23 protein-coding genes are annotated in these 22,527 nt (G+C 66.7%); 7 read left to right on the forward strand and 16 right to left on the reverse strand.

Annotated elements, in window-relative coordinates; translation table 11 throughout:
* The first annotated feature begins 277 nt into the window (after positions 1–277).
* The gene (locus AC3IF3_RS27935) at positions 278–778 is read left to right on the forward strand and encodes a hypothetical protein (protein ID WP_489231131.1); all 501 of its coding nucleotides are present in this window, start codon (positions 278–280) and stop codon (positions 776–778) included.
* 85 nt (positions 779–863) lie between these two features.
* Here the strand turns inward: AC3IF3_RS27935 and AC3IF3_RS27940 are convergent, their stop codons facing one another.
* The 5 genes from AC3IF3_RS27940 to AC3IF3_RS27960 all read right to left on the reverse strand — a co-directional run bounded on the left by AC3IF3_RS27940 (position 864) and on the right by AC3IF3_RS27960 (position 4,840).
* Positions 864–1,280, reverse strand: coding sequence for a cupin domain-containing protein (locus tag AC3IF3_RS27940; protein WP_489231132.1), 417 nt, complete (start codon positions 1,278–1,280; stop codon positions 864–866).
* An 827-nt stretch (positions 1,281–2,107) separates the two neighbouring features.
* Entirely contained in the window at positions 2,108–2,359 is a 252-nt protein-coding gene (locus AC3IF3_RS27945) for a hypothetical protein (protein WP_489231133.1), read from the reverse strand.
* 13 nt (positions 2,360–2,372) lie between these two features.
* Positions 2,373–2,774, reverse strand: coding sequence for a thiol-disulfide oxidoreductase DCC family protein (locus AC3IF3_RS27950; protein WP_489231134.1), 402 nt, complete (start codon positions 2,772–2,774; stop codon positions 2,373–2,375).
* A 58-nt stretch (positions 2,775–2,832) separates the two neighbouring features.
* Positions 2,833–3,285 carry a cupredoxin domain-containing protein gene (locus tag AC3IF3_RS27955; protein ID WP_489231135.1) on the reverse strand — a complete coding sequence of 151 codons (453 nt, stop codon included), beginning with the start codon at positions 3,283–3,285 and terminating at the stop codon, positions 2,833–2,835.
* A gap of 130 nt (positions 3,286–3,415) precedes the next feature.
* Complete coding sequence (locus AC3IF3_RS27960) at positions 3,416–4,840, reverse strand: hypothetical protein (RefSeq protein WP_489231136.1); 1,425 nt, start codon at positions 4,838–4,840, stop codon at positions 3,416–3,418.
* A 372-nt stretch (positions 4,841–5,212) separates the two neighbouring features.
* Between AC3IF3_RS27960 and AC3IF3_RS27965 the strand changes: the two genes are divergently transcribed.
* A complete protein-coding gene (locus AC3IF3_RS27965; RefSeq protein WP_243970821.1) occupies positions 5,213–5,494 on the forward strand; it encodes a hypothetical protein in 282 nt (93 codons plus the stop codon).
* A 36-nt stretch (positions 5,495–5,530) separates the two neighbouring features.
* On the opposite strand, the gene AC3IF3_RS27970 is transcribed toward AC3IF3_RS27965, so the two are convergent.
* Positions 5,531–5,776: a hypothetical protein gene (locus tag AC3IF3_RS27970; RefSeq protein WP_243970820.1), complete on the reverse strand. Its 246-nt coding sequence runs from the start codon at positions 5,774–5,776 to the stop codon at positions 5,531–5,533.
* A 530-nt stretch (positions 5,777–6,306) separates the two neighbouring features.
* Here AC3IF3_RS27970 and AC3IF3_RS27975 point away from each other — a divergent pair.
* The 3 genes from AC3IF3_RS27975 to AC3IF3_RS27985 all read left to right on the forward strand — a co-directional run bounded on the left by AC3IF3_RS27975 (position 6,307) and on the right by AC3IF3_RS27985 (position 7,486).
* On the forward strand, positions 6,307–6,687 hold the full coding sequence (locus AC3IF3_RS27975; RefSeq protein ID WP_489231137.1) for a cell envelope integrity TolA family protein: 381 nt from the start codon (positions 6,307–6,309) through the stop codon (positions 6,685–6,687).
* A gap of 145 nt (positions 6,688–6,832) precedes the next feature.
* Complete coding sequence (locus AC3IF3_RS27980; RefSeq protein ID WP_489219131.1) at positions 6,833–7,054, forward strand: hypothetical protein; 222 nt, start codon at positions 6,833–6,835, stop codon at positions 7,052–7,054.
* Positions 7,055–7,273: 219 nt separating this feature from the next.
* Positions 7,274–7,486: a hypothetical protein gene (locus AC3IF3_RS27985; protein ID WP_243970814.1), complete on the forward strand. Its 213-nt coding sequence runs from the start codon at positions 7,274–7,276 to the stop codon at positions 7,484–7,486.
* A 37-nt stretch (positions 7,487–7,523) separates the two neighbouring features.
* Here the strand turns inward: AC3IF3_RS27985 and AC3IF3_RS27990 are convergent, their stop codons facing one another.
* Positions 7,524–8,048: an ureidoglycolate lyase gene (locus AC3IF3_RS27990; protein WP_489231138.1), complete on the reverse strand. Its 525-nt coding sequence runs from the start codon at positions 8,046–8,048 to the stop codon at positions 7,524–7,526.
* The gene (locus AC3IF3_RS27995; RefSeq protein WP_489231139.1) at positions 8,045–8,884 is read right to left on the reverse strand and encodes a bifunctional allantoicase/(S)-ureidoglycine aminohydrolase; all 840 of its coding nucleotides are present in this window, start codon (positions 8,882–8,884) and stop codon (positions 8,045–8,047) included. Before AC3IF3_RS27995 ends, AC3IF3_RS27990 begins: the two co-directional genes overlap by 4 nt.
* A 665-nt stretch (positions 8,885–9,549) precedes the next feature.
* On the opposite strand from AC3IF3_RS27995, the gene AC3IF3_RS28000 reads away from it, so the two are divergent.
* Positions 9,550–9,906, forward strand: coding sequence for a hypothetical protein (locus AC3IF3_RS28000; protein ID WP_489231140.1), 357 nt, complete (start codon positions 9,550–9,552; stop codon positions 9,904–9,906).
* 417 nt (positions 9,907–10,323) lie between these two features.
* Here the strand turns inward: AC3IF3_RS28000 and AC3IF3_RS28005 are convergent, their stop codons facing one another.
* The 8 genes from AC3IF3_RS28005 to AC3IF3_RS28040 all read right to left on the reverse strand — a co-directional run bounded on the left by AC3IF3_RS28005 (position 10,324) and on the right by AC3IF3_RS28040 (position 21,042).
* A complete protein-coding gene (locus tag AC3IF3_RS28005; protein ID WP_489231141.1) occupies positions 10,324–11,748 on the reverse strand; it encodes a putative sugar O-methyltransferase in 1,425 nt (474 codons plus the stop codon).
* A gap of 250 nt (positions 11,749–11,998) precedes the next feature.
* The gene (locus AC3IF3_RS28010; RefSeq protein WP_489231142.1) at positions 11,999–12,889 is read right to left on the reverse strand and encodes a phytanoyl-CoA dioxygenase family protein; all 891 of its coding nucleotides are present in this window, start codon (positions 12,887–12,889) and stop codon (positions 11,999–12,001) included.
* Between the two features lie 91 nt (positions 12,890–12,980).
* On the reverse strand, positions 12,981–13,886 hold the full coding sequence (locus AC3IF3_RS28015; RefSeq protein ID WP_489231143.1) for an FkbM family methyltransferase: 906 nt from the start codon (positions 13,884–13,886) through the stop codon (positions 12,981–12,983).
* A 292-nt stretch (positions 13,887–14,178) separates the two neighbouring features.
* Positions 14,179–15,279: a glycosyltransferase gene (locus tag AC3IF3_RS28020; RefSeq protein WP_489231144.1), complete on the reverse strand. Its 1,101-nt coding sequence runs from the start codon at positions 15,277–15,279 to the stop codon at positions 14,179–14,181.
* A 15-nt stretch (positions 15,280–15,294) separates the two neighbouring features.
* A complete protein-coding gene (locus AC3IF3_RS28025; RefSeq protein WP_489231145.1) occupies positions 15,295–15,933 on the reverse strand; it encodes a class I SAM-dependent methyltransferase in 639 nt (212 codons plus the stop codon).
* 214 nt (positions 15,934–16,147) lie between these two features.
* The gene (locus tag AC3IF3_RS28030) at positions 16,148–17,758 is read right to left on the reverse strand and encodes a hypothetical protein (protein WP_489231147.1); all 1,611 of its coding nucleotides are present in this window, start codon (positions 17,756–17,758) and stop codon (positions 16,148–16,150) included.
* Between the two features lie 351 nt (positions 17,759–18,109).
* On the reverse strand, positions 18,110–20,359 hold the full coding sequence (locus AC3IF3_RS28035) for an N-acetylneuraminate synthase family protein (RefSeq protein ID WP_489231148.1): 2,250 nt from the start codon (positions 20,357–20,359) through the stop codon (positions 18,110–18,112).
* Positions 20,356–21,042, reverse strand: a complete 687-nt coding sequence (locus tag AC3IF3_RS28040; protein ID WP_489231150.1) for an acylneuraminate cytidylyltransferase family protein — start codon at positions 21,040–21,042, stop codon at positions 20,356–20,358. The genes AC3IF3_RS28035 and AC3IF3_RS28040 overlap by 4 nt, the downstream gene beginning before the upstream one ends.
* Positions 21,043–21,508: 466 nt before the next feature.
* On the opposite strand from AC3IF3_RS28040, the gene AC3IF3_RS28045 reads away from it, so the two are divergent.
* Complete coding sequence (locus AC3IF3_RS28045; protein ID WP_243970779.1) at positions 21,509–22,294, forward strand: ABC transporter permease; 786 nt, start codon at positions 21,509–21,511, stop codon at positions 22,292–22,294.
* Positions 22,295–22,527 lie beyond the last annotated feature (233 nt).

Consider the following 22,527-nt stretch of genomic DNA (forward strand, 5'->3'; position numbering starts at 1 on the left):
GCGGCCCACGATCACGCCCGGCCGCGGTGGGGCTCCCTGCGTGGCGGCCTCACCGTCACGGCCGACCCCTGCGACGTGGGAGCGCCATGCGCCGGCCGGAACGGTCGCGCCGCGATGGAGCAAAGCCGGCCGGTTCTTCGTTGCGGTGGGCGAGGCAGGCGGCATCGTGGCCCGCGCCGGTGCCGGTCCGGGCCGGTGCATCGACGCCGTCCGCCATTCGCAGGCGGCATGTCGGCGGCGCCTCCGGGTTGAGCGCGTCCGTCAGGAGGGAGGCCGGTTGGCTCATTTGATCTCGATCGCCGCCGCGGCAGGTGCGGCGGCCCTGCTCAGCTGCGGAGCGGCGCGGGCGGCCTCCGACATCACGATCGCGGCGATCGCCACGGGCCGGCTCTACGTGGTCGGCACCACCGATCAGCCGCACATGCCCGTGGTTCTGGATGGCCAGTTCCGCACCGAGTCGGACGACGGCGGCAAGTTCCAGTACGAGCTGGTCTACCATCCGGCACGCTGCATCGTCTCCGCGACGATCGCCGGCAAGGCCTACCCGGCGGTGGTCAGCAATTGCGGCGAGCAATGCACGCTGCCCGCGCCCGGCGGCGCCGGAATCCCGCAGCAGGTCTCCGGCAAGCCCCCGCCGCCGGCCCCGACGCTGTCCGCCGCCGCGAGGCCCGGACCCGAGGGGCCGGCCACGGGCGATCCCGGACCGGTCCCGCCTCGGTCCCCCATCGCGCGTCCCCCGCTCCCGCCGCAGAGGCCGAGCTTCGGCCCCGGCAACTGAACGGGCCCGGTCACTCGCTGCACGGGGGAACGCGTCCGGGCTCGGGCGTCGATGCGAAGCCGCTTGGGACGTCCGCCAAAACGGCTCAGGCTGGCGAGGCGAGGGGCTTGCCCTTCTCCACCGTGTAGGTCCCAGCCACCCGTGTGGCCCCCGACCCGTTGCGCAGGCTGTGCGGGGCGACGGCCGGGATCTGGAAGCTGTCCCCGGCCCGCAAGGTGCGGTTCGGCTGGCCGTCGACGAGCAGTTCCGCCTCCCCTTCCAGGATCACCGAGGATTCGATGCCCGGATGCGTGTGGCGGGCGACCGTCGCCCCCGGCGCGATCTCGGCGGCGACCTGGACGACGACGTAGCGTCCGTCCGGGAGCTCCTCGGTGCTGAGGATCTTGCGCGTGACGCCGGAGGTCTGTCCCACCGACTGTGCCTGCGACTCGACGGCGACGGCCGCGAAGCCGGTCGCCACCGCGCAGAGCGCACAATTCACGAAGCCTCGTCTCGACAGCATCGGCGCGTCCTCCCGATCGTGGTCTTGTTCTTTCGAAGCGAATAGTTTTCATCCGCGATCGCAAGGATGCGCCAGTTCAGAGCACCTTGCAAAGACCCCGCTCCCTGCGGGGCCGCCGCATGAAAAAAGCCCGTTCCGGCGGACCGGACGGGCTTGAGTGCGCCATTGGGGTTTGGGAAGTGCCGAATTACCCCGCCGGGCGCTGGACCGCATCGCCTGTTTGACGGAGGCCGCGGACCGAAGGGTTCTCGGCGGCGGTCGACGGATCAGAGGTCGCGGGCCGTCACGCCGAAGGGTCCGTTCGAGGACCGTCCCCGACCCGACAGACGCGAGACCGCGCGTGGCCGACGGATCACGGACCCGCCGACCAGAGGGCGTTATCGGCTGCGCGCGTTCGGATCGCGGACGGCGCCCGCTGCGGCTGCGCTCAGCGCGGCACTGATCACGACGAGGAGACTTGTTGAGATCACGGCACAGGCTCCATTCGATCGAGCCAAACAGCACCAACGCTGGTTAACAAGCCATTAAATCGTCCCGAAAGAGGATCGAATGGCGTAACCACTGAAACGACTTGTAGAGCTAAACCAGAACCGTGGCGAGCCGCATGCGCGTGTCGTCAACAGCCAAGCCCCGTGGCGGCGCCCGGCCGGGGACGGGACCGGCTCCGCGGCCGGGGATGCGCCCGCCGCGACGGGACACGGCACCGGGCTCCGGTTTCGAGGCGTCTTCGCTCTCCGAGCCTGAAATCCGCTGCGCCGTGCAGCCCCTGCAGCGCGGTGCGAAGGGATGGCCCGGCCTCTCCTTGCGGGGACGATCCGAAGGGGGGCTCAGCCCAGCGTCTCGGTTCCGGTCCCCGGGACGGCGCGTACGAGCCAGCGCTCGTCGAGGTCGGTGGCGTTTCGCGCGGCGATGGGCTGCGTGTCGTCACCCTCGGCGAAGACCACGATGTCGTCGGGGCCGACGTCGCGGGTGGCGTAGAAATCCCACCGGCGATGGATGACCCGCGGTCCCCCGAAGATCCGGAAGGCGTTCCAATAGCGGTCGTCGCGGAAGCCGACATAATGGACGCAGCGCGCCACCCGCCGCCGCCCGTCAGAACCGCCGCCCGATCAGCCGCGCCAGGCGCGGTCGCAGGGGCAGGAAGAGGCGGTAGGCCATCTCGGCGATCATCAGCGCGGGTCGGCGGCCGAAGACGCGCCGGTCGAGCAGCCGGCCGAGCCAGCGCCAGCCCGGCAGGGTCGTCCAGAGGCGGGCGAACGCCTCCGCGCCGGAGACCAGCCCCCCATCCGCGGTGCGCACGTGGAAGCGCCGCAGGGCCGTATCGCGATCGAGATCCGGTCCGAGCGTCGGCGCGGCCACGGTCCGGCCGACATCGACGAAGGCCAGCCCATCCGCGCCCGCGCACCCGCGATAATGGTCGATCTCTGCGCGGCAGAGCGGGCAATCGCCGTCGTAGAAGACCTGGAGCGTCTGCCCCGATGCGCCGTCGCTCATGCCTGCACCGAAGCTCCCAGATCGATCATCGGCCCCTGTCCGCCAGCGGGGCCCGTCCTCAATTGGCGGCCGGGATCAGGATCAGTTTGCCCTTGAATGGGGCGTCGGCATTCCGCGTGCTGGTGCAGGCATATTCTTCCTGACCCGCCTTCATCGTCCGCAGACGCAGCGTGCCTTGGCCGTTCTGCTTGACGGTGTAGCCCTTCTCGCTCGCCACGTGGACCAGATCGCCGTCCGCGTGCAGGACCAGGCCGTTCTCGAACTGACCGGGCGCGGTGAGCGTCACCGGCGCGTCGGCACTGCTCACCACGTGAAGCGCGATGTTCGTATCCGCCGGCAGCTGCAGTTCGGCCGGGTCGCAGACCGGCTTCCCGTCCTTCATGCTGATGGTCAGCTCCACCGGCGGCATCGCGTCGTTTGCCGGAGGCGGGAGGGGCTTGCCCTGCGCGAAGGCCGGCCCAGCGACGAGCAGCGCGACGAGGGCCGCCGAGCCCCGCGAGAAATTCAGCATCCGAGGCGTCTCCTGGACGGGGGTCCGGCCGCAGCCGACCGCAGGATCAGGAAAGGCGACGCGCCCCGCCGTGTTCCCGGGCGCAACGCCGCACCGAGGCCGCGCCAGGCCCGGATGCGGTCCCCGGATCTCAGTCGAGGGCGTAGCCGAGCAGGCCCTCGGTCGCCTGACCCTCGCACCGCGCGTCGGTCGACACGAAGTGATCCCGGCCGCCGGCCAGGCAGCGGAAGATCGGATGGCTGCCCGGCCGAGGCGCGTCGTAGAGGTAGCCGGTCTGTCCCAGCGGGGTCCGGCCCTCGCAGCGCGCATCGCGACTGAGGAAATGATCCGCGCCGGCCATGCAGCTCATCAGCATGGCGGTGCCCGGTCTCGGGAGGAGGAACAGCGCACCAAGCGCGTGCTCGATCCGGTAATCCGGAGCGATGTAGCCCGTCGTGACCCAGTGGCCGCCCGGTCCGAGCGCCCGCTTCAGGGGGGCACGGTCGGAGGCCCGGGTCTCGGTCGCCGCGGCGATCCGCCAGGTGCCCGGATAGGGGTCGCCCCCCGAGAAGTAGACGGTGATGTTCGGCAGGAACGGGCCGATGTTGCCGAAGGCGTCGCGCTGGAAGCCCGGGCTGTGATTGAGATAGAAGCCCGTCACATCCGCGTTCAGGTAGCCGACCGGGCTCCATTTCGCCGGGCTGCCGCCCATCAGGGCTTTTATCGGCATCCTGTAGAGACCCATCTGGAAGGTCTCGCGATCCGGGTTGCGCGCCGGATCCTTGCAGGCGACCCGCTGGCAGTCGCGCCCCGGCAGGCCCGTGATCACGTAGACGTCGCCCGAGGACGGGTCGTAGGCGAAATCCGAATTCGGGTTGATGGTCGCGCCGTCGGTCGTGCCGTTGGGCACCCGCACCGGCGGGTCGAAATGCACCCCGTCTGCCGTATGGCGCACGTAGAGATCGCCGAACCCCGGCACCCCCTGCGGGCCGGTCAGATCGGTGGTGAACACGTACAGGCTTGAGCGGCCGTCGATGTTGATCGTGGCCGGTTGCCCGGTGCCGTAATTCCCCTGCGCGACCGCCGGGTTGATCGGGGCGATGACCGGCGTGGGGTAATCGACCCAGGTCACCTTGTCGTTGGAGAAGGCCAGGCCCGTCTGGTTGTTGTGGCCCGGCAAATTGTCCGATCCCGAGTAGTACATGGCGTACGCGTAGGACCGCCCGTCGACGGGATTGCGGAACGTGCCCTTGATCACGCTCGGATCGCAGACATACTGGCGGTTCCAGGACCCGGGCGTGGGCTGAAAGACGACCTGCGCCGGGGAGAACCCGGCCTGCGCGCTGTAGGCGCGATGGAAGATGACGTCGGTCTTGCCCTGTCCGCACCACCAGATGTCGGTCGTCCCGCCTTCGGTGATGACGCTCGGGGCGTAGTTGTACCCGCTCGGGTTGGCCTCGTTGACGAACAGGGCCTGCGCCTCCGGCCCCTGCCAGCCGGCCTGCCCCGCCGTGGACAGGACCAGCGCTGCAACTGCGGCTGCGACGAGCGATGCGTGCGGCGATCTCCGTGTCACGACTGTCCCTGTCCTGCGTTCCGATCGCCCGACGCCTGCGCCGCGGCGCTCGGAACGGCCTCGAAGACCCGGTTATATCGTGCCGCGACCGCGCGCCCAGCATGTCCGGGCCTCCCGGGATCGGCGGTCGCGATGAGGGCTGCGGCGATCCGCAACGGCGCCCGAATCGGCCGCCGCGCCGGGTTGACGCGCGTGCCGAACGCTCCCACACTAGCGCGTACCGTTGCATCCAAGTGCCTGTGCGGCCACAGGAAATACGAGACCCGCGCGCCGGCCCGGCGCCGATTCCGTGTTCGGGCGGGGCAATGGACGGGGTCCGTGACGGCGCCCCAGCACCGCGCCGCGATCATCCGCTGAAGGGACCGTGCGGACGTGAATTCGACAGCCCTGTTCACGATGGTGAGCCTCGTTCTCGGGTGGGCCCTCCTGGCCGGCGCCGCCCTCGTGAGCGGCCGGCTGCCGACCTTGGCATTCCTGATCCTGACGCTGATCGCGCTCTACCTCTACGTGCCCTGGGTGCGTCTGCGCGCCAGCGGGATCGACGGATCGAGCCGGCCGGTCCGGTTCTGGACGAACGTCGCCATGCTGATCGTCAGTGTGGCCGCCTGCCTCGCCCTCGGGGTGATGCTCGCCCGGAGGACCGGATTGCTGTGATCGCCCTCGGGCCGCAGAGCGCGCCGGCCGCCGGCCTCAGTGTTTCGTCAGCGTCTCGACCACCGCATCCGGCCCGATCGTCTCCGAGAACCGGGCCAGCCGGCTGCGGCTCGGCTCGCTCAGGCCGCCGGCATGGGCGAAGGTCGTCAGCGCGATGCCGACCAGGAAGCGCGCCTCGTCCGCCGTCACGGCCCGCCCGCTCAACGTGCTGGCTGCGCCGCGCACCGCGCGAACGGCTTCCTGGAATGCCGGGTCGTCTTCGAGGTCCGACAATCGTGACATGCGCGTGGTCCCGGGTTCAGCGTGCGATCAGGGCGGCACGGTCGCGCTTCTCGGCCCGCCGCCGCGATGATCTTCCGTCCTGGCCGGAAGATGCGCCGGGGTGTGGGACAGATCTTCGATCCGAACATGCGTATCGAAACCGTCCGACCGACGCGCAGATTTGTCGAGGCTATCAGCCAGGGTGTCATCGATCAATTCGAAGATCTCGGTCTTGGCTGATCTATGTTGCAGACATGGGTTCGGGATCGCGCGCTGATGGCCGAACCGCCGGTCCTGTCCCCCGCCGGTGATCGGCCGTCATGCGTCTGCACGCGTCCGACGGCGGTACGATCGCCGCACAGGTTCCCATCCTCCCGGGCATCCTCCGGCCATCGCCGACTTGCGGTGCCGGATCGGCACGTGGATGCCGCCGCCGCCAGGTCTCGCGGGCGGGATGCCCGCAATCCTGTCCTGAGCGCGATCATTCGGTGTCGCAGGGGTCGTCCCGGGCGCGTAGGATCCCTCGACCCTCACGCAGCCCCCGTTCCCGCATGCCGTTGCAAGTGCTCGTCCACCGGATCACGGTTCTCGGCCTGCTCCTGGGGCCCTGGGCCGCCCAGGCCCGGGAGATGCCGGGGCCGGCGGCGCGCAGTTGGCTCTCCGATCTGGTCACGCGGATCGACGCCGCGGACCGCGCCGAGCGCCGGACGGGTCCCGGCCGGAGGGCCGGCACCGTGGTGGTCCATATGGAGATCGCGGCAGATGGTGCGGTGCAGCAGGCCGAGATCGAGCGCAGCTCGGGCTCGCCGGCGCTCGATCGGCGGGCGCTCCGCGCCGTTCAGGCCGTCGGCCTGCTGACAGCGCCGCCCGCCGGGTTGCTAAGTGGTTCCGGAATGGCCCATCTCAGCATCCCGGTGGACCTCGGCCGCTGACCGGTAAGCCGAGGGCGTGGCCGCAGCCAAAAGCGATGTCATCAATATCGGCTATCGATCCAATCTGTTTGGATCATGTTGCTCTGCAACGTAGATATCTCCTCGAAGCCGGGCCCGAGCCCGGACATCGAGAGGATCGCGTATCATGACTGTTCGTACCTTCATTCTGGCCGCCCTCGCCGCCATCCCGATGACCGGTGCCGCGCTGGCGGACGACACCGTCACCCTGACGCCGCCGCTCTACCGCGAGCAGGCCCGGGCCATCGCCACCGTGCGTCCGGCATCCGAACTCGCCACGACGCCGCGCCTCGTCCCGGCCTCCCCGGCGGCTCCGCGGATCGTAGCCGCCGCCGCGCCGACGCGGTGATGCCGGCGGCGTCCCGACCGTGTCGCGGGCATCCTGTCCGCGACACGAAAACGGTTCGATGGCCGGACACCCGGCGGCTGCCGGCGCGCACCCACAGGTGAGGAACGGCGCAGTGCCGTCGTCCGGCCCCCTCCCCGCTCGCCGCGCATCGTTGGCATGCCCCACGGGGACGGCTCCCTCCCGGCGGCGGGTGTATCATGACCCGAAATGGAGGGAGTCATGGCCTACAAGATCACGTTTCGAAAAGGAAAGCGGATCAGCGCGACGAAGCTCTGGCCCTGCGATCTGGAGGCCGCCATCGCCCACGCCAGAGCACAGCTTCCGCACCAGCAGGCACTGAGCGGCGTAACCTCCGTGAGCGTAACCTGCGAGCGGACCGGTGAAGTCGTCTTCACCCTGACCGAGCGGCAGCCCGAGACCGTCGATCTGTAGCCGGGTCTCCCCGGGGCCCGGCACCCGCGTCCGGAGCCTACTCCCGGAGATGGACCGTCCAGGGGTCTGTGAACACGTATTCTTCGAGGTTTCCGCCCGGGCCGCCGCGGTCGATGACCACGAAATCCTGCGGCGCCCCGAACGGCGTCAGCACGCCGTGCCACGTGCCCCGCGCGTAGCAGATGCCCTGGTGCGGCCGGGTGGTGACGAAGGCCTGCGGCGGACCGGGTCTTCCGCCCTCGTCCGGGCAGACCACGACCAGGAACGGCGCGGCGCTCAGCGGGACAAAGGCCTGCGCGCCGAGCGGATGGCGCTCGACTAGGCTCAGGCGCAGGGGCAGCGCGTAGGGCTCCGCCTCCACCAGGCCGATCACCGTGCGCGCCCCCTCGCCCACCACCTCGACCTCCGCCAGATCGTGGAAGCGGCGGGCCAGCCCGGCGTTCATCGGGCGCGGTGCGGCACCCGCCCCGTCGATCACCGTGCCGAACGGCGCGAAGGCTTCCGCCGTGAGAGGCCGGGCGAGGACCGATCGGGCCGCGGGGGGCGTCGCCGGCGCACTCATCGGGCGAGCCCGCGCGGCGCGAGGGCCGGATGCCGGTTGACGTCCTTGTACAGGAGGTAGCGGAACCGGCCCGGACCGCCCGCGTAGCAGGCCTGTGGGCAGAAGGCGCGCAACCACATGAAGTCGCCCGCCTCGACCTCGACCCAGTCGCGGTTGAGCCGGTAGGCGGCCTTCCCTTCCAGCACGAATAGGCCGTGCTCCATCACGTGCGTCTCCTCGAACGGGATCGTCCCGCCGGGCTGCAGGGTGACGATGGTGACGTGCATGTCGTGGCGCAGATCGTCGGGGGCGACGAAGCGGGTCGTGGCCCAGGCACCGTCGGTGCCGACCATGCCGACCGGCGCGACCTCGGCCTCGTGCGTGACGAAGGCCTCCGGCACGTCGAGGCCCGGCGCGGGCTCGTAACGCTTGCGGATCCAGTGGAACCGCGCCGGCTCGGCGTCGCCGTTGCGCAGGCGCCAGGGCGCGCCCGGCGGCAGGTAGGCGAAGCTTCCGGGGCGCAGGGCGTGGGCATGGCCGTGGAGCTCCAGGTTCGGATGGCCCGCGACCACGAACAGCACGCCCTCGGCTTGACCGTCGGGCTCGGGCGCCGCGCTGCCGCCGCCGGGGGCGACCTCCATCAGGTACTGGGCGAAGGTCTCGGAGAATCCCGACAGGGGGCGTGCCAGGATCCAGGCACGGGTTCCCTCCCAGCCGGGCAGGAAGCTCGTGACGATGTCGCTCATCACGCCCCTGGGGATCACCGCGTAGGCCTCCGTGAACACCGCCCGCCCGGTCATCAGGCTCGTCTGCGCCGGAAGGCCTCCGCAGGCGGGATTGTACAGCGGTGGGGTCATGGAAGCTCTCCGATGCTCCGTCCGTGGATCGGGACGGTCCCGCGCCGGGCTTCGCCGGCGGCCGGGCACTGTCAGGCCGATTGGCGCCGCACGCCCGGCGCGTCAAGGATCGCCCCGCGGATCGCTGTCCCTTCCTCGCGCTGCCGGCTCCCGTTCCGGAGCGGCCCGCCCGAGCCCCCGATCTCGGCCGCGATCGCGTCGATCGCCGCCCAGTGCTCGGTTTGACACCCAGCATTCCATTTGGCGCAAGTCGATACGGACTGGACAACTACCGTCCGGCTAAGTATTTCCCCTGCAGAAATGGGAGTTCGATGATGCGCGTTGCGGTCTTCTTATGATCTTAGTGTGTCCTGTCATCGGGTCCTGCTTCGGCCCGACGGAAGATGGACGATCGCGCCGCGCTCCGGCCGAGAGCCCCGATGTCCGACAAGACCGATGTTACGAACCGCATGGGCAAGGCGATGAGGTCTTTGTCCGCCATCGGGAACACCCGGGAATTGACCTTGAGCAATAGGGTCCGCACCTGCGGCGTGCTGCAAGCTCGGCGTCTTCGGACGAGGAGTAGCCGCCGGGCGCGATCCGGCGCCCTTCGGCCCGGCGTGGTGCTCCCGCGGAAAACCAGTGCGAATGATGAGGGCGGGGTGTTTCGAATGGAGAAGAGCGTGATGCGGTCTCTCGGTCTCGTCGTCGTGACCATCGCCCTGTCCATGACCGGATCGATCCTGCGGGCCGAGGAGCCGGCCGCGCTGCCGCCGCAGACGCTGAGCGCGGCCAAGCTGGCGGGTCTTGCCGGCTTCGTGAACGTCTCCTGCGACACGCTTCGCACGGACGGCGAGCGCTTCAAGGGGGCGATCCGGGCGATGGGTGTCGATCCGGCTGAGCTCGACCGCGGTGCCCTGATGCTGCAGGCGCGGAGCTATCTCGTCGCGTACCAGAGGGACGTACCGGGCAGCTGCACCCGTGCGGAGGCGCTGTTCGGCCAGTCCGGGCGGATCATTCCGGGGATCTTCGTCCCGCGCTGACGCGTCGCCCCACGCGGGGGATGCCGGTTCGGCGTGAGACGTCACGAGCGAAGCACCGACACGGCGCCGCGCTCCACCCGTTTGCGAGGAACCGCCGGGGCCGGGACCAATCGGCACGACCGCGTGATGATGGCGGCGGCCCTCGATGCCATCCCGTCCTGACGGAGCCGTCGGCGGGGGCGGCCGCGACATCGTCCGGACAAGCTATACGGACCGACTCAGCCTATAAGGCCAGCCCGCTGCGAGCGGCGCGCCGGCTTCCACGAGGCCTCCTCCCCCGGGCTGTGAGCCTCATCACACGCAACCGGTGCAGACGGTTCGGTCACGCACGCTTAGGCGAACCGCTCGCGATCAGGGCACTTTCCATCGGGTTCGTGTTTGACGGTCTCCCGATTTTCTGACCCGTCAGCAGGGACCTCAGAATGTCATGATGGTGTGGAAGCGGCGGACAAGTGAATCAAGGCTGCCCAGATCGAGCATTCGCGCGACATCCGGATAAGCGGCCATCGCATCGATGAGATCGGGGCGGCCCGCGACTTGGCGCTGACCGGACAGGACCGCCAGCGTGACCGCCGCGCGGATTGCGGCGAAACCATCGAGCCCGAACTCCAAACTTTGAGCGGTTCGCATCCGCGCCGTCTCCGCATCACCCTGGACCATCCGATGTTGACCGTCGAGATAGGCCGCGATGCCAGGCACGGCGGCCAAGCATGGCTGGTCGAGGGCTGCCTGCCGCAGCGCCGGATCGGGTGAGAAGAACCCGTGCAGCGCCGCCAGGATCGCCCGCTGTTCAGAGGTCAGCGTCTGATCGACCGTCGCCCGTGTGAAATCTGTGAGATCTTGGTCGAGCCCGAATTGATGGAGGAGGCACAGAGTCTCGATCGCCTGTGCATCGCATGGGGGACCGCGCCGCCGCGAGACGACGACTTCTGAGGGGATCGTGTTCTCGAAGCCCGACGGAAAGCGCCGGAACATGCCGAGATGGTGGAGATGGAAGCGCTCGTATCGATATTCGGACGGGCGGCGAATGCCCGCCTTCCCGTGCGCGTTGAATGAGACGAACAGCCCATCGTCGGACAGTGCCTCCTCGATCCAGGACAGGTACGCCTCGACGGTGTCCCGATCCATCTCCTGCAGGCTGAACGAGTTCAGGATCAGGTCGTAGCGCATGCCAAGGCGCGGTAGAGCCCCGGGCAGCAATCCCGCCAGCGTCCGGCCGGGCAGGTCGTCGATGCGCCCCCCCTCGCATCCGATCAGGAACGGTTCCCGTGCCAGGGTGGCGCCGAGATAGGTCATCGACAGCAGAAGATTCTCAGGAAGGTCGACGATCGTATAGTTCTCGATCGGCAGGAGATGGTGGAGCTGATAGGCTGCCGCACCCCAGCCCGCGCCGATCTCCAGCACCCGCAGACGCCGTTTCCGCGGCCCATGGGCCGCAACGAAATGGCTGACGCGTTGGGCGGTTGCGGCGTTCACCCAGAATGCGGCACTGCGGCACACGTTGTGTGCCTCAAAGACGTAAGGCGCGCCCAGCGCCGGCTCATCGACGGTGGCAATCTGCTCCGGCTCGACCGACCAGCGAAAAATCTCGGCGTTCCGGGCGTGATGCTGCCTCTCGTGATCGAGGCTGCCCTGACGTTCGTCCGCCATGCCGTAGCCGAAACCATCGCGGCGGAAGCCCAGGAACGCGCACAGGTCGGGGAAGTTCGGTCGGCTCTGGAAGAGATCGCTCCAGAATTGGGATGTCCGCCCCGCAACGCTGGCCGCGGAACGCGCGGCCTCCGCGCCAATGAAGTCCTCGATGGCGGCCAGATGGCGGCCCAGGTCGGCGACGGTCGTCAATGCATCATCCATCAGTCAGAGCGCGGCGGCTTCACGTTCGCGCCCGCGCCCAGAGAGGCCCAGGGCGATCACAGCCACGCCGCCGTGCTCCACCTGGATTCAACGCGCTCTTACGCCGAACCGATATCCACTCCGGCGACGCGCGCTCGACAGCATCGTCCCGAAAACCGGACCCGGCGCGATGCCGTAGGTCCTCGGTTCCGCATCGTCTTGTTGCCGAAAGCCGGCGGCCACCTTTCGGGCTGATGCCCTAGGCGTGGCCAGCACGCATGTTCCGTTCGGCCAGCCAAGCCTCGACCTGCGCCCGGGCCCCCGGCATCATCGGGCTGAATTTCTCCAAGATCGGCTCGCAGACCTGATAGGGGTGGTAGAAGTAGTTGGTCAGTGCGTAGCGGGTGCCGGCCCGCAACGGCGCGCCGCGATGAATACCCGCTGTGTTGGCGAGGATGAGGGTGCCCTGGGGCGCCACGAAGCGCCGGCGCGCCGCGAAGGTCCGCCGCACCAGACGTTCGACCTCCTCGGGTGACATCCGGCTGTTCGGGGCGGCGGGCAGGTCGCCGAGCGCCGTGTCCATCGTGGCGCGCCAGCGGGAATGGCTACCGGGCAGGTACTCGAACGGCCCATTATCCTCTGTCGTGTCGGACAGATAAAGGATCGACTTGAACTGGAAGCCGAAGCCGTCCCGGTGCCAGCCATCGCCCGAGCCGTTATTCGCATCCGTGGCGTCGATGCGAGCGCCGAGCGTCGCGAACGCATAGAGTTCGAGGCCTCCATGCGCCTCGCCCATACCGATCAGGAACGGATCGTCGTGGAAGCGGGCGAGTTCTTCGCTTACGGCCTCGACGCCGAACATGCGCTTGTCGGCGTCCCCCGAGAACCGGCGCACCGCCTCCGGGTGGTCCGCAATCAGGCGGTCGAGTTCGGCGCGGCCCCGGGCGCACTCCTCGGCGCTCCAGTAGTTCGGCACCACTGCGAAGCCGGTTCGATCGATTGCCGCGAGCAGCTTGCCCGCATCGGAGCGGATACGCGTCATCTCGGCCAGCCGGGCGGCGCGATCCATCGCCTGCGCGTTGCCGATCTGCTGCGACTGGATTGCCTTCCAGTGGCGCCGCGTTTCAAGTGCACCTTTGACGTTGAGCATAAGCAATCCCCGTTCCACGCACGCCACTGGCTCTGAAAATGGGCATTCTGATGACACCCAAGCATCCCCGCGAGCCGAACTGATACAGCTTTTAGTAATGCAACTTCGCCGTTTCGAAATCGATCGACTTTCCCGCCTCGAACGTCTCACAGGTCCGAATTCTTAGCGCCCTGAGATGCTCGATGCCGTGTTTCGCCCGCGAGAGCGCGAGATCATAGATCTCCAGGGCCAGGTTGAAATGCCCGTAAATCTCGGCAATGGCCGCACATTTGGCCGCATAGGCTGGATCTTCTAATCTGTCGGCGATCTCGATGGGGTCGCGGAAGTATAGCAAATCGAGACCGACGACTTGAGGCTTGGAATTCAGTGGCTGGGTCTCGAAATTTCGACGCTGCCAGGCGGCCGCCACCTGAACATCAAACAGGGAGAAGCCCTTGCCCTGCATGAGGAGCATCACCTCGGCCGTCGTTCCTTGGCCGGCATGGATTTGCTGCGTCCAGGTCTCGATGAGAACCGCGAAGGCGCTGTCGGACAGGACCTGGCTGCTCCCTTTCAGGATCTCGTACTCGGCACCCTGGGTGTCGATCTTCACGAAGTCGGGGTTGAGCCCGCGCTTGCGCGTGACTGCATCCAAGGTCCGCGCTGCGACCTCGACGGTCCGAGTCGTGCGCCTGGGTGTCGCGTGTTTGGAGCAGAATCGCTCAAGGTAGGCGAAATTCGGCGGCCACGTGCTCGATGTACTCTCGATCTCGCCGATATGAATCTGGACGGTCCCTGTCTCGGACCACAGCGCACAGCGTTCCAAGTACCAATGCGGATTGGCCGTTTCCCACTCGACGATTGCCTGCTCGTCCGGCTCGAAGGCGAGGACAATGAGGAGGTCGGCCGGGACGTGGGCCCAGGGGCCTTCGAGCGTTCCACGCGCTCCGGCATCAACGAAGCAGAGCGGCTGAGATGCGACCAGTTGCCGAAACGCAGCGGTATGAGCGACATTCATGGCCTGGATCCGTATCCTACTGCTGCTGCCCGGGCCGGGACCCGGCCGCCACCCGATCAGGTCGATAGGCCGCTCCAGACGTCCGACAGACTGTGCCGTCTCGCTCTAGCGCACCGTCCCGGAAACCAGAACCGGGACGGTACACCAATCTTTTGACTCACAGCGTCTTTTCAGGACGCCGGCGGCCGCCTGTCGGGACGATGCTCTCGACCATGGCATATCGGGACGGAAAACGGCCCTGCCCGGCGGCCCGCACCCAGCGCCACCCGCGGTGACGCGGCGCCCGGGTCGGTCAAATCGACATCTCAGCGAGGGCGACCTCGGGATCCGCAGCCCCGGCGATATCGGCGATGGCGTCATCGGACGCCGACATCGCCCAGGCGCACAGGGTGTTCAAATCCTGCTCGATCCGGTTGCCTCCCGTCGCCAGCCTGTGGTGGCGGCCGAGGCGAATGTCGAGGCCGCTCGGATTCAGCGCCGCGTCGGAGGCCGCTGCGCCCCGTGAGGCCGCCTGTCGATGAATGAAATCATCCAGACGGGATGCCGAGGCTGCGGCGTTGAACTCGGACGAGACGCGGTGCCAGTCCGCAGCGTCCGGGTCGTTGCGAACGAGCGCCGTCACCATCGCGTTGGCCATCTCATCGGCTGTCTCGAACGATGCCTGGAAAGGCAGCCTGCGCAGATGTTTGGGCAGGATGCTCGCAACGTTTTCGCGGCAGACGACCGGCATGCCGGATGCCCATGCATAGGCCGCTGTTCGGCAGCGTCGCTCGATCGGCGCCGCGTGTACGAAGATTTTGCTCGAGGCGTAGAAATGAGCCAGCGTCTCCAGATCGAGCGGGAAGGGATAATCCCAGTCCATCGTCATGAAGGTGAAGTTCTGCCGCTCCGGCCGTGTGAACATACCCTCGAAGAATTGTCGTAGATTGCCGGTCTCTTCCATCTCGCCCGGGGGCTCGAAGGCGCAGAGAAACAGCACACGCACGACAATCCCGCGATCATAGAGGTTGCGGACGGCGCGGAAGAAGTCCGGAATGCCCTTGAAGTTGACCGCACGGCATATGTTCAGCACGTCCCAGAACGGACGCTTGCGCGCGGCGCGGTCGAATGCGGGGGGAGAGAAGTTGCAGGCGTCGATGCCGACGCGCGAGAATGCCACCCCATCGCGCTCGCGAAGGTCATCCTCGCCGGCCATGCTGAAATCGAACAGCGGATCATAGTGGAAGTTGTCGTCGTGCCAATTGTGATGCAGGCCGACGAAATAACGCGCCTTGAGTTGCTCGACGCGTTCGCGCAGGCCGGCATCCTGGAAGATGAGGGTGTCCCGCTCGGGCGTCGTGAACGTGATGCAGCCCTTTGCCGAGCCGCGGGGCGCTTTGAGGAGGCAGGCCATCGGAAGCGAGTCCGCTCAGGAAAAGTGCAGGAGGTGGACTTCGTCCTTGTCGACATCGACCTGATGGACGTCGAGCCGCAGGCATCCGACCTCGGCGAGAAGGCCCTCATAGGCCCGGCGAGACATCGAGCGCCTGAGGTAGGGAACCGGTGCGGAGCCTGTCCCCACATCCATCATTCTCAACTCGGTCATGTCGTGCGCATGCCAGGGCGGCTCGAAGAACCGGATCATCACCAGATCAGAGAGGTTGCGTGCCGCCAACAGGGCCTTTTGAGGCGATTGAAGCATCTCGATGACGTGCGAGAACAGTACGACGTCGCAACCCTCTCCCTGCAGGCCGGGGTCCTGGATGTCGGCTTCGACGAAGCTGATCGCGGCGTCGGTGCCGGCATGCGCGCGCCCCGCCTCCAGCAGGACGGTGGAGAAGTCATAACCGATATACCGGCAGTTGAGACCTTCCGATCGGAAGTAGGGGCCGAGATGTCCGTTGCCGCAGCCAAAATCGGAGAGAACGAACGGGCGCGCGCCGAACATCTCCGCCAAAAGCTGCCGCATCAGCGTCTTGCTTTGCAGCGAGGGATGCCCGTAGCCGTTGAGGTAGATGTCGGCGATCTCGCGATCGAAGGCCGACCAACTCGCCTTCAGGACGGACATCACGAACCTTTACCGGGCCGCAACCAGGCGCGGATCGTGGCGAACGCGGATCGAAGACGGCCGGCGGGACGCGGAGCGTCGCTCGCGCGCGCGACCGGGGGCGGCGCCGGGTCCGCTGCGATGGTTGGCCACGACCGACGCCGCAATGTCCCGAGCCAGGCCACCGGGACGGGGATGATGCTTTCGCGGTACCCGGTGCTGAGATGCACGCCGGTCATTCAGCCTCAGCCCTCTCGTTCGCGCGCGGCAGACGTCCGACGCGCGGCAGCGGCGCGGCCCGGACGAGGCTCCTTAACCGATCCGTCACGGCCATGGCTATACCGGGCAGGCCGCCTGGCGGCTCGATGGCGGTCTCGATGCGACGCAGGGCCTCGATGCCCGTTGCTGCGAAGAGGCGTCGGCGCAAACCCCGCATGGCCGCCCTCATCTGGCGAGGCTCGCCGCGGAGGGTGTCGGACAGGGCAGCCCTGGCCGCTGCCATGTCCTTCACCTCAATGCCGGCCCCGGCGGCGTCCAGGTCCGGGGAGAAGCGCGCACTTCCGGTCAGATTGATGATCAGCGGCACGGCCCCCGCCCCAACCGCCTCAATCAGCGTCGTCGAGAAAATCGATACCGCGACCTTGCAGCGGACGAGCACGTCGGCAAGGGGCGCGACCGTCGCCGGGACCAATTCGATGTTCGGGCGACCGGCGAAGATTGCAATCTCGTCGGGCGTCAACGGGGCTCCCGGATGCTCCCGGACGAGAACGACGTGATCGGGGAAGCTGTCGGCGGTCCAGGCGACGAGATCGAGCATGGCCGCCCAGCCTCCCGGCGTGATGAGACGCGAATTCTTCTGGAGGAAGAAACCGACGGCCCTGCGTGCCATCACAGACGGATCGTCCGCGATCTGCAGGAGATGATGCCCGGTGATGCGGAAGCGTTGCTTCGGGTTGTGCGGCTGCAAGAGGTCGGCGAACAGGCCACCCCACATGCACATCACGTCGAAGTGCAAGTTGCAGAAACCGGGGTGAATGAAGGGCGACCAACCTTGCTGGATGCAGACCGAGCGGATGCCGAGCGCCCGGGCCGCACCGGCAATGAGAACATTCGGCGGGCTATTTCCTTCGGCCACGATCACGCGTGAGCAGCCCGCGGATCGCAGCCCGGCGCGCAGGGCGTCATGATCGCAGCAATAGGCCGACCAGGGGTCGAGTTCCGGTGTCACCCGTCCGGCCGGCCGCCGCCCGGGCAGGGGTGTGATGCTGACCACTGGCACACCGGCCGCCGTGAGAAACGGCAGCAGCGCCGGCGCGTCGTAGATCAGGAAGGCCGCGCGACCCTCGAAGCGGTCCGCCACCGGCTTGAGGTAGCGGAGAAACTTTTCCGCCCCGACGTGGAAGAGGATATCGCGCCCCTCGGCCCCGTTCCAGAACGTGACCTCAGCGGCATTGTGAGGGGCTTCCGAGCGGTCTCGCAGCCGCGCCGCGATCCCGCGCACCGTCGCGCTCAGGCCCGGGGGCGCGCTCGTTCGCTTGTCGAGGAGATAGGGCCGGATCACCTCCGAGGTGGCGGGGAGTTGGGCGTTCGTTTCGCCCGTCTTGAACGCTTGATAGAGCGCCTCGTCGTTGACGGTCGAGAAGTACAGGTGGCGCTCGATGAGCGGCGTGAGATCGATGCCGCGGTAGGTCAGGGCGGCGGTGTTCGTGCGCGTTCGGTCGCCCGTGCAGGCCGCGATGGCCCTGGTGAGTTCATCCATGAAACGACTGGCGTCGGGATCGATCAACGGGCCGACCGGATGGTCATCCTGTTCCCGCGTCACGATCTGTCTCGCATCGTCTATCATCCCCAGACCCAACACGCGGCCCGACCCGAGCGTCGGGACGCGACACGCCGCCTACGCTGTGGCCGGCGGCCACACAAGGAATCCGTCGAGCCCGGTCGCACGCTCCCCCAAGCAGATCCCCTCGGATCCCGCAGGGTTTGCCTCTCAAACAGGTCGACCACAGGGAGAGATTATAATGGCGTTCGGCACTCAACCGTTATCGCGCGCCGGTGGGAGGCGACGAACGTATGACTGCCTCAGGCGCACGAATCCCCGCCGCCCCGCCACGTCGATCCAACTCGCGGAGGCTATCTTTCGCGACCCGCCGACCATCGACGACGCGTCGCAGAACGGTGCCGCGCCGGGCGTCGACTAGAGACGGCCTTCCAAGCGATCCAGCGCGATCCAGAAGCCCTCGCCGCCATTTTTATGCCCCTGCCAAATCTCCGGGATGAACGGAATCCCGGGAGACAGGCGGTCGAGATCGCGGCACAGGGTGGCGAAATCGATTTCGCCCTCATCGATCTGCACACCCTCGCCGTCGACGCCGGCGGCATCGACGATGTGCAGGTGCCCGGCCAGCGGCGCCAGAAGGTCGACGAACTGTTGAAAGTCGCGCTTCCGGGTGTTGGCGGCGAGCTTCGAGTGTGACGTGTCGAAACACAGCCGCATCCCCGTCGAGCGACAGAATGCGACCGTGTCCTCGGGGTCGACGAATAGGTTGCAATGCAATTGGCCGCCCAGATACCACGGGAATGGCGGCAACGTCTGTGGGAGGATCTCGACGCCTGCCGTGTCGAGTTGCTTCAGGCTCTCGGCGACCCGATCGTATAGGGTCTCTCGCATCTCGACGGGCAGAGCCGCGTCCCGGGACATGCCGCCCAGACTGGCGATGATCGGAACGCGCTCGGTCTGCGGAAACCAGACAGCCAGCTGCCGAGTCACATCGATGACCCGTTGGAGATGGCGGATCGAAACCTCGCGGTGGCGTGCGTCGTCGGAGGCGAGGTTCAGGATGTGATCGTCCGGGAACAGGTCCGGGCTATGCGTCACGAGCCGCATGGGCAGCGGCGCATCGAGGAATGACGGAATGTCGACCTCGAGGTCCCTGTACGAGAAATGGAATTCGAGAAAATCGATCGGCAGGCCGCGCTGGAGGACGCGCCAGTCGTGATAACGCACCGGGATGCCCCAGGGCCGTCTAAAATTGAACGCGCGTGCCACGGGCAGCGGTGTCTGAAGATCGCTCGGGAAGAAGCACTCACCGGGCTTGAACAGCCGCTTCGCGGTCTGGCCGACGAGGTCCTTGCGCCGGTTCGGCTGCAATCCGGTTCCCGGACTCATCACGGCGATCATGCTCTCGCTGATGACCGTGCCGGGCCGAATGAGCTTCGCAGCGACAAGACTCTTCGCGAGGGTTTCCCGGTTCATGCGCTCGCCCGGCGAGATCCGGCGGGCATCGGCGCGGCCCAGGGCCTCCTCGACATCGCGGATCGCCTGCACCATGGCGGTGAATTCGTCCGGCTCCAGGCTGACCTTGTGGTCGTTGCCGAGCATCGAACGGTCGAGGGTGATGTGCTTCTCGATGACCGACGCACCCCGTGCGACCGCGGCGATCGCGACCGCGAAACCGCGCTCATGCCCGGAATATCCGACCGGACACCCGGCGACACGCTGCAGGCGCTCCAGATAGGCCAGATTGACGTCCTTGAACGGTGCCGGATAGGTCGAGTTGCAGTGCAGAACGACGAAGTTTGCACTCTCGTCGCGCAGGACGCCGCAACTCTCGATGATCTCGTCTTCCGTCGACATGCCGGTCGATAGCATCACTGGGCGGCCCGACCGGGCTGCGGCGCGCAGGAGATCATGGTTCGTCAGATCGGCCGAGGCGATCTTGAGTACAGGGATGCCGTAATCGACGAGCCGGGCAGCGCTGGGCAAATCCCAGGGCGTGCACATCGGCAATATGCCGCGCTGCCGGCAATAGTCGAAAGCCTCCTCCATTTCAGCCGGAGAGAGTTGCGAGCGCGCCAGCATATCCAGCGTATATTGGGCACCCAGATCGGCACTGACGTTCGTCGCCTGACCGCCGTCCAGATAGAGCGAGCTCATGTCCCGCATCTGGAACTTGGCGCAATCCGCCCCCGCTCGGACCGCCGCATCGATGAGGTCCTTGGCCGTAGCCAAGTTGCCGTTATGGTTGATCCCGATCTCCGCAATGATGAAACACGGCTCGCCTGGGCCAACGCGGCGGTCTTCGATGCTGAAGCCGGTTTGATGACTGCGCCGGGCGACCGCGACCAAACGCTCTTGATCATCGACAAGTGGAATGAACGCGATCTGCTCGCTCAACATGCCTGCCAAGACTGTGGGCGATGTATCGACCGGACGTGTCAGGAACGACTTGTTGGCGATCGTTCCGACGGATTGTGTCAGGTCAATGCCGTGTCCATCGGCCACCCAGCGCCGAAAGTCGCCATCCGTCAAAACGCTGTCGATCTTTCCGTCCCCGGTCAGGCATATGACGAATTGCAGGCGATTTTTCGTGATCGCGCCGAGCGCATCGATAATCGACGCGCTCGCATTGATGACGAGCTCTCGATATTTACGATCAATAATCACTGTACGATGACGTCCTGCAGCAATTTTTCAGCTAAGCGAATGTCGTCTGGCGTGTCGATGTCCACGCTCTCCGAGCGATCCATGGGGAACAGGACGATATGGCCGCCGAGCCTGTTGCCTGCCTCACGGAGCGTGCGGGTTCGGGTGACGTAAATCGACCCGTTCTCCTCGAAGAGACGCTCCTCCTCCCGCAGATCCTGCCGGCGTGGCCGATGCTTGTAGTCGTAAGTTGCGGTCGCGCTATGGGGATTCCGCCACAGGAAAGGGTGAATTTCGGACACCGATACAAGGCTGTCGGCTCCCGCCTCACGGATCCGTTCGATCGCGGCATCGATCCGGCCTGGGCGACGGACGGGGCAGGTTGCCTGCAGGAGAACGACGAGTTCCGGCTGGTACGCCGAGGCGCCCAGTGTCTCCAGCGCATGGATCATGACGGACTCGGTGGACGCTTGGTCGGTTGCGAATGCGGCCGGGCGAACGAAAGGCACCTCGGCGCCGCAGCTGAGCGCAACGGCGGCAATCTCGTCGCAGTCAGTCGAGACAATCGTGCGTTCGACATGCCGTGCGGCCAGGGCCTGGTCGATTGTCCACGCTATGAGCGGTCGACCTGCAACCGGCGTGAGATTCTTGCGTGGGATACCTTTCGATCCCCCCCGCGCTGGAATGATTGCAAGCGTTGACATCGGTTGCCTTCTACCAGTTCGGCGCCGACCGAACTAGAGCACGCGCATTGGGCCGGTCCGTATGCGACCGCCGGATGGGGAAGGGCAAGACGTTCCGTTGAGAATGGGGACGTTCATGGGATTCCGCTCTCGATCACGGTCCTGGACGCGCCGGACGGTCATCGTCGCGCCGCGGCCCGGTTTCAGGATCGCGCGGACCAACGGTTCTCGGTGACGCCGCCTCGCGCTGCAAAGGAGCAAAGTCGCGAGGGGCAGGACGCGACCGCCGGCGGGCCGAGACGGGCGAGCGATCTAAAGAACGATGAGGATTGGTAGCGTGCGGCGGATATCGGCTGCCGGTTGTGGACGCGTTGGCTGAGCCGCAGGGGTCGCAGGCCCGCAGCAGCCGACTTTACCGTTCGGGAGAGGTCGTATTTTGGCCGAAGTTCGGCGCGATGGCCATTGTGTGGAAGGTGGGTCCTGATCGATGTCCAGCACCGAGCGCCTGCCGCGCAGCGCAGTAGAGTCGTATTTGCATGTGCTGTACGCGCTGATGCTGCGCGATATGCGGACGCGCTTCGGTGGATCACTGTGGGGATACGGCGTGGTCGTGCTGTGGCCATGCGTCCACGTGTTCATGCTGATTCTGATCTACAGCTTTCAGCATCTCCCCGTCCCGGTCGACGGCAGCTTCGCGGTGTTTTTCGCCAGCGGCGCCGTGCCGGTCTTGATATTTCAGTACATATCAAGAGAGGTCATGAAGGCGGTCATTATGAACAGGCCGCTGACCTACTATCCACAGGTCAAGTTGTTCGACATCGTCTTTGCCCGGGTGCTGGTGGAAATCGTGACCGGCTTCCTCGGGCTCGTCGTCGTATCCCTCATCCTGGTGGCGATCGGCGATAATCCGCTTCCCATCGATCCATTCACAGCCGTGGGCGGGTACAGCGCGGCCATCCTGCTCGGCATCGGCATCGGAACGATCAACGTCGCGATTGTCGGCTTCTTCCCCGGATGGATCATCGGCTACGCGTTGTTCAGCATCATCATGTACGTGTCCAGCGGCGTGATGTTCATGGCCTGTTTCATGCCGGATCGAGTCTACTATTGGATGAAATTCAATCCCGCCGTTCAGGTCGTGGAATGGGTCAGATCGGCTTACTATCCCGCGTTTAATCTGCAAGTCGATTATCTCTACGTGTATATGTTCTCCCTCACATGCATGACGGTGGGATTGCTGCTGCTCAAACACGTCGTGGCGAAGCAGAGCTGACGCGAAATCTTTCTTTGCTATGCCGCGAGCGGCCCATAGGGCGCGATGAGCCCGCGTTTGGTTGCGGCTCTCGCGCTGAAAGGACACCGCGAGCCACGGCGCTGCCGGGATGGTGCGGCTGTCCGCATCCCGGAGGATCAACGCGGGGGATTGATCCCAGCCGGAACGGCCGACCGTGTCTCGACGGTGCGGCGGTGTCGATTTGCCGACGAGCCCGGCGTAGGGTCATGGCT

This window comes from Methylobacterium sp. J-118 (assembly GCF_057836565.1).

Coding starts and splice junctions, on each gene's coding strand:
- AC3IF3_RS27940 (WP_489231132.1), bottom strand. CDS start 1,280: ATGCTGTCGAGACGAGGCTTCGTGAATTGTGCGCTCTGCGCGGTGGCG.
- AC3IF3_RS27950 (WP_489231134.1), bottom strand. CDS start 2,774: ATGAGCGACGGCGCATCGGGGCAGACGCTCCAGGTCTTCTACGACGGC.
- AC3IF3_RS27955 (WP_489231135.1), bottom strand. CDS start 3,285: ATGCTGAATTTCTCGCGGGGCTCGGCGGCCCTCGTCGCGCTGCTCGTC.
- AC3IF3_RS27970 (WP_243970820.1), bottom strand. CDS start 5,776: ATGTCACGATTGTCGGACCTCGAAGACGACCCGGCATTCCAGGAAGCC.
- AC3IF3_RS27975 (WP_489231137.1), top strand. CDS start 6,307: ATGCCGTTGCAAGTGCTCGTCCACCGGATCACGGTTCTCGGCCTGCTC.
- AC3IF3_RS27980 (WP_489219131.1), top strand. CDS start 6,833: ATGACTGTTCGTACCTTCATTCTGGCCGCCCTCGCCGCCATCCCGATG.
- AC3IF3_RS27985 (WP_243970814.1), top strand. CDS start 7,274: ATGGCCTACAAGATCACGTTTCGAAAAGGAAAGCGGATCAGCGCGACG.
- AC3IF3_RS27990 (WP_489231138.1), bottom strand. CDS start 8,048: ATGAGTGCGCCGGCGACGCCCCCCGCGGCCCGATCGGTCCTCGCCCGG.
- AC3IF3_RS27995 (WP_489231139.1), bottom strand. CDS start 8,884: ATGACCCCACCGCTGTACAATCCCGCCTGCGGAGGCCTTCCGGCGCAG.
- AC3IF3_RS28000 (WP_489231140.1), top strand. CDS start 9,550: ATGCGGTCTCTCGGTCTCGTCGTCGTGACCATCGCCCTGTCCATGACC.
- AC3IF3_RS28010 (WP_489231142.1), bottom strand. CDS start 12,889: ATGCTCAACGTCAAAGGTGCACTTGAAACGCGGCGCCACTGGAAGGCA.
- AC3IF3_RS28015 (WP_489231143.1), bottom strand. CDS start 13,886: ATGAATGTCGCTCATACCGCTGCGTTTCGGCAACTGGTCGCATCTCAG.
- AC3IF3_RS28020 (WP_489231144.1), bottom strand. CDS start 15,279: ATGGCCTGCCTCCTCAAAGCGCCCCGCGGCTCGGCAAAGGGCTGCATC.
- AC3IF3_RS28025 (WP_489231145.1), bottom strand. CDS start 15,933: ATGTCCGTCCTGAAGGCGAGTTGGTCGGCCTTCGATCGCGAGATCGCC.
- AC3IF3_RS28030 (WP_489231147.1), bottom strand. CDS start 17,758: ATGATAGACGATGCGAGACAGATCGTGACGCGGGAACAGGATGACCAT.
- AC3IF3_RS28040 (WP_489231150.1), bottom strand. CDS start 21,042: ATGTCAACGCTTGCAATCATTCCAGCGCGGGGGGGATCGAAAGGTATC.
- AC3IF3_RS28045 (WP_243970779.1), top strand. CDS start 21,509: ATGTCCAGCACCGAGCGCCTGCCGCGCAGCGCAGTAGAGTCGTATTTG.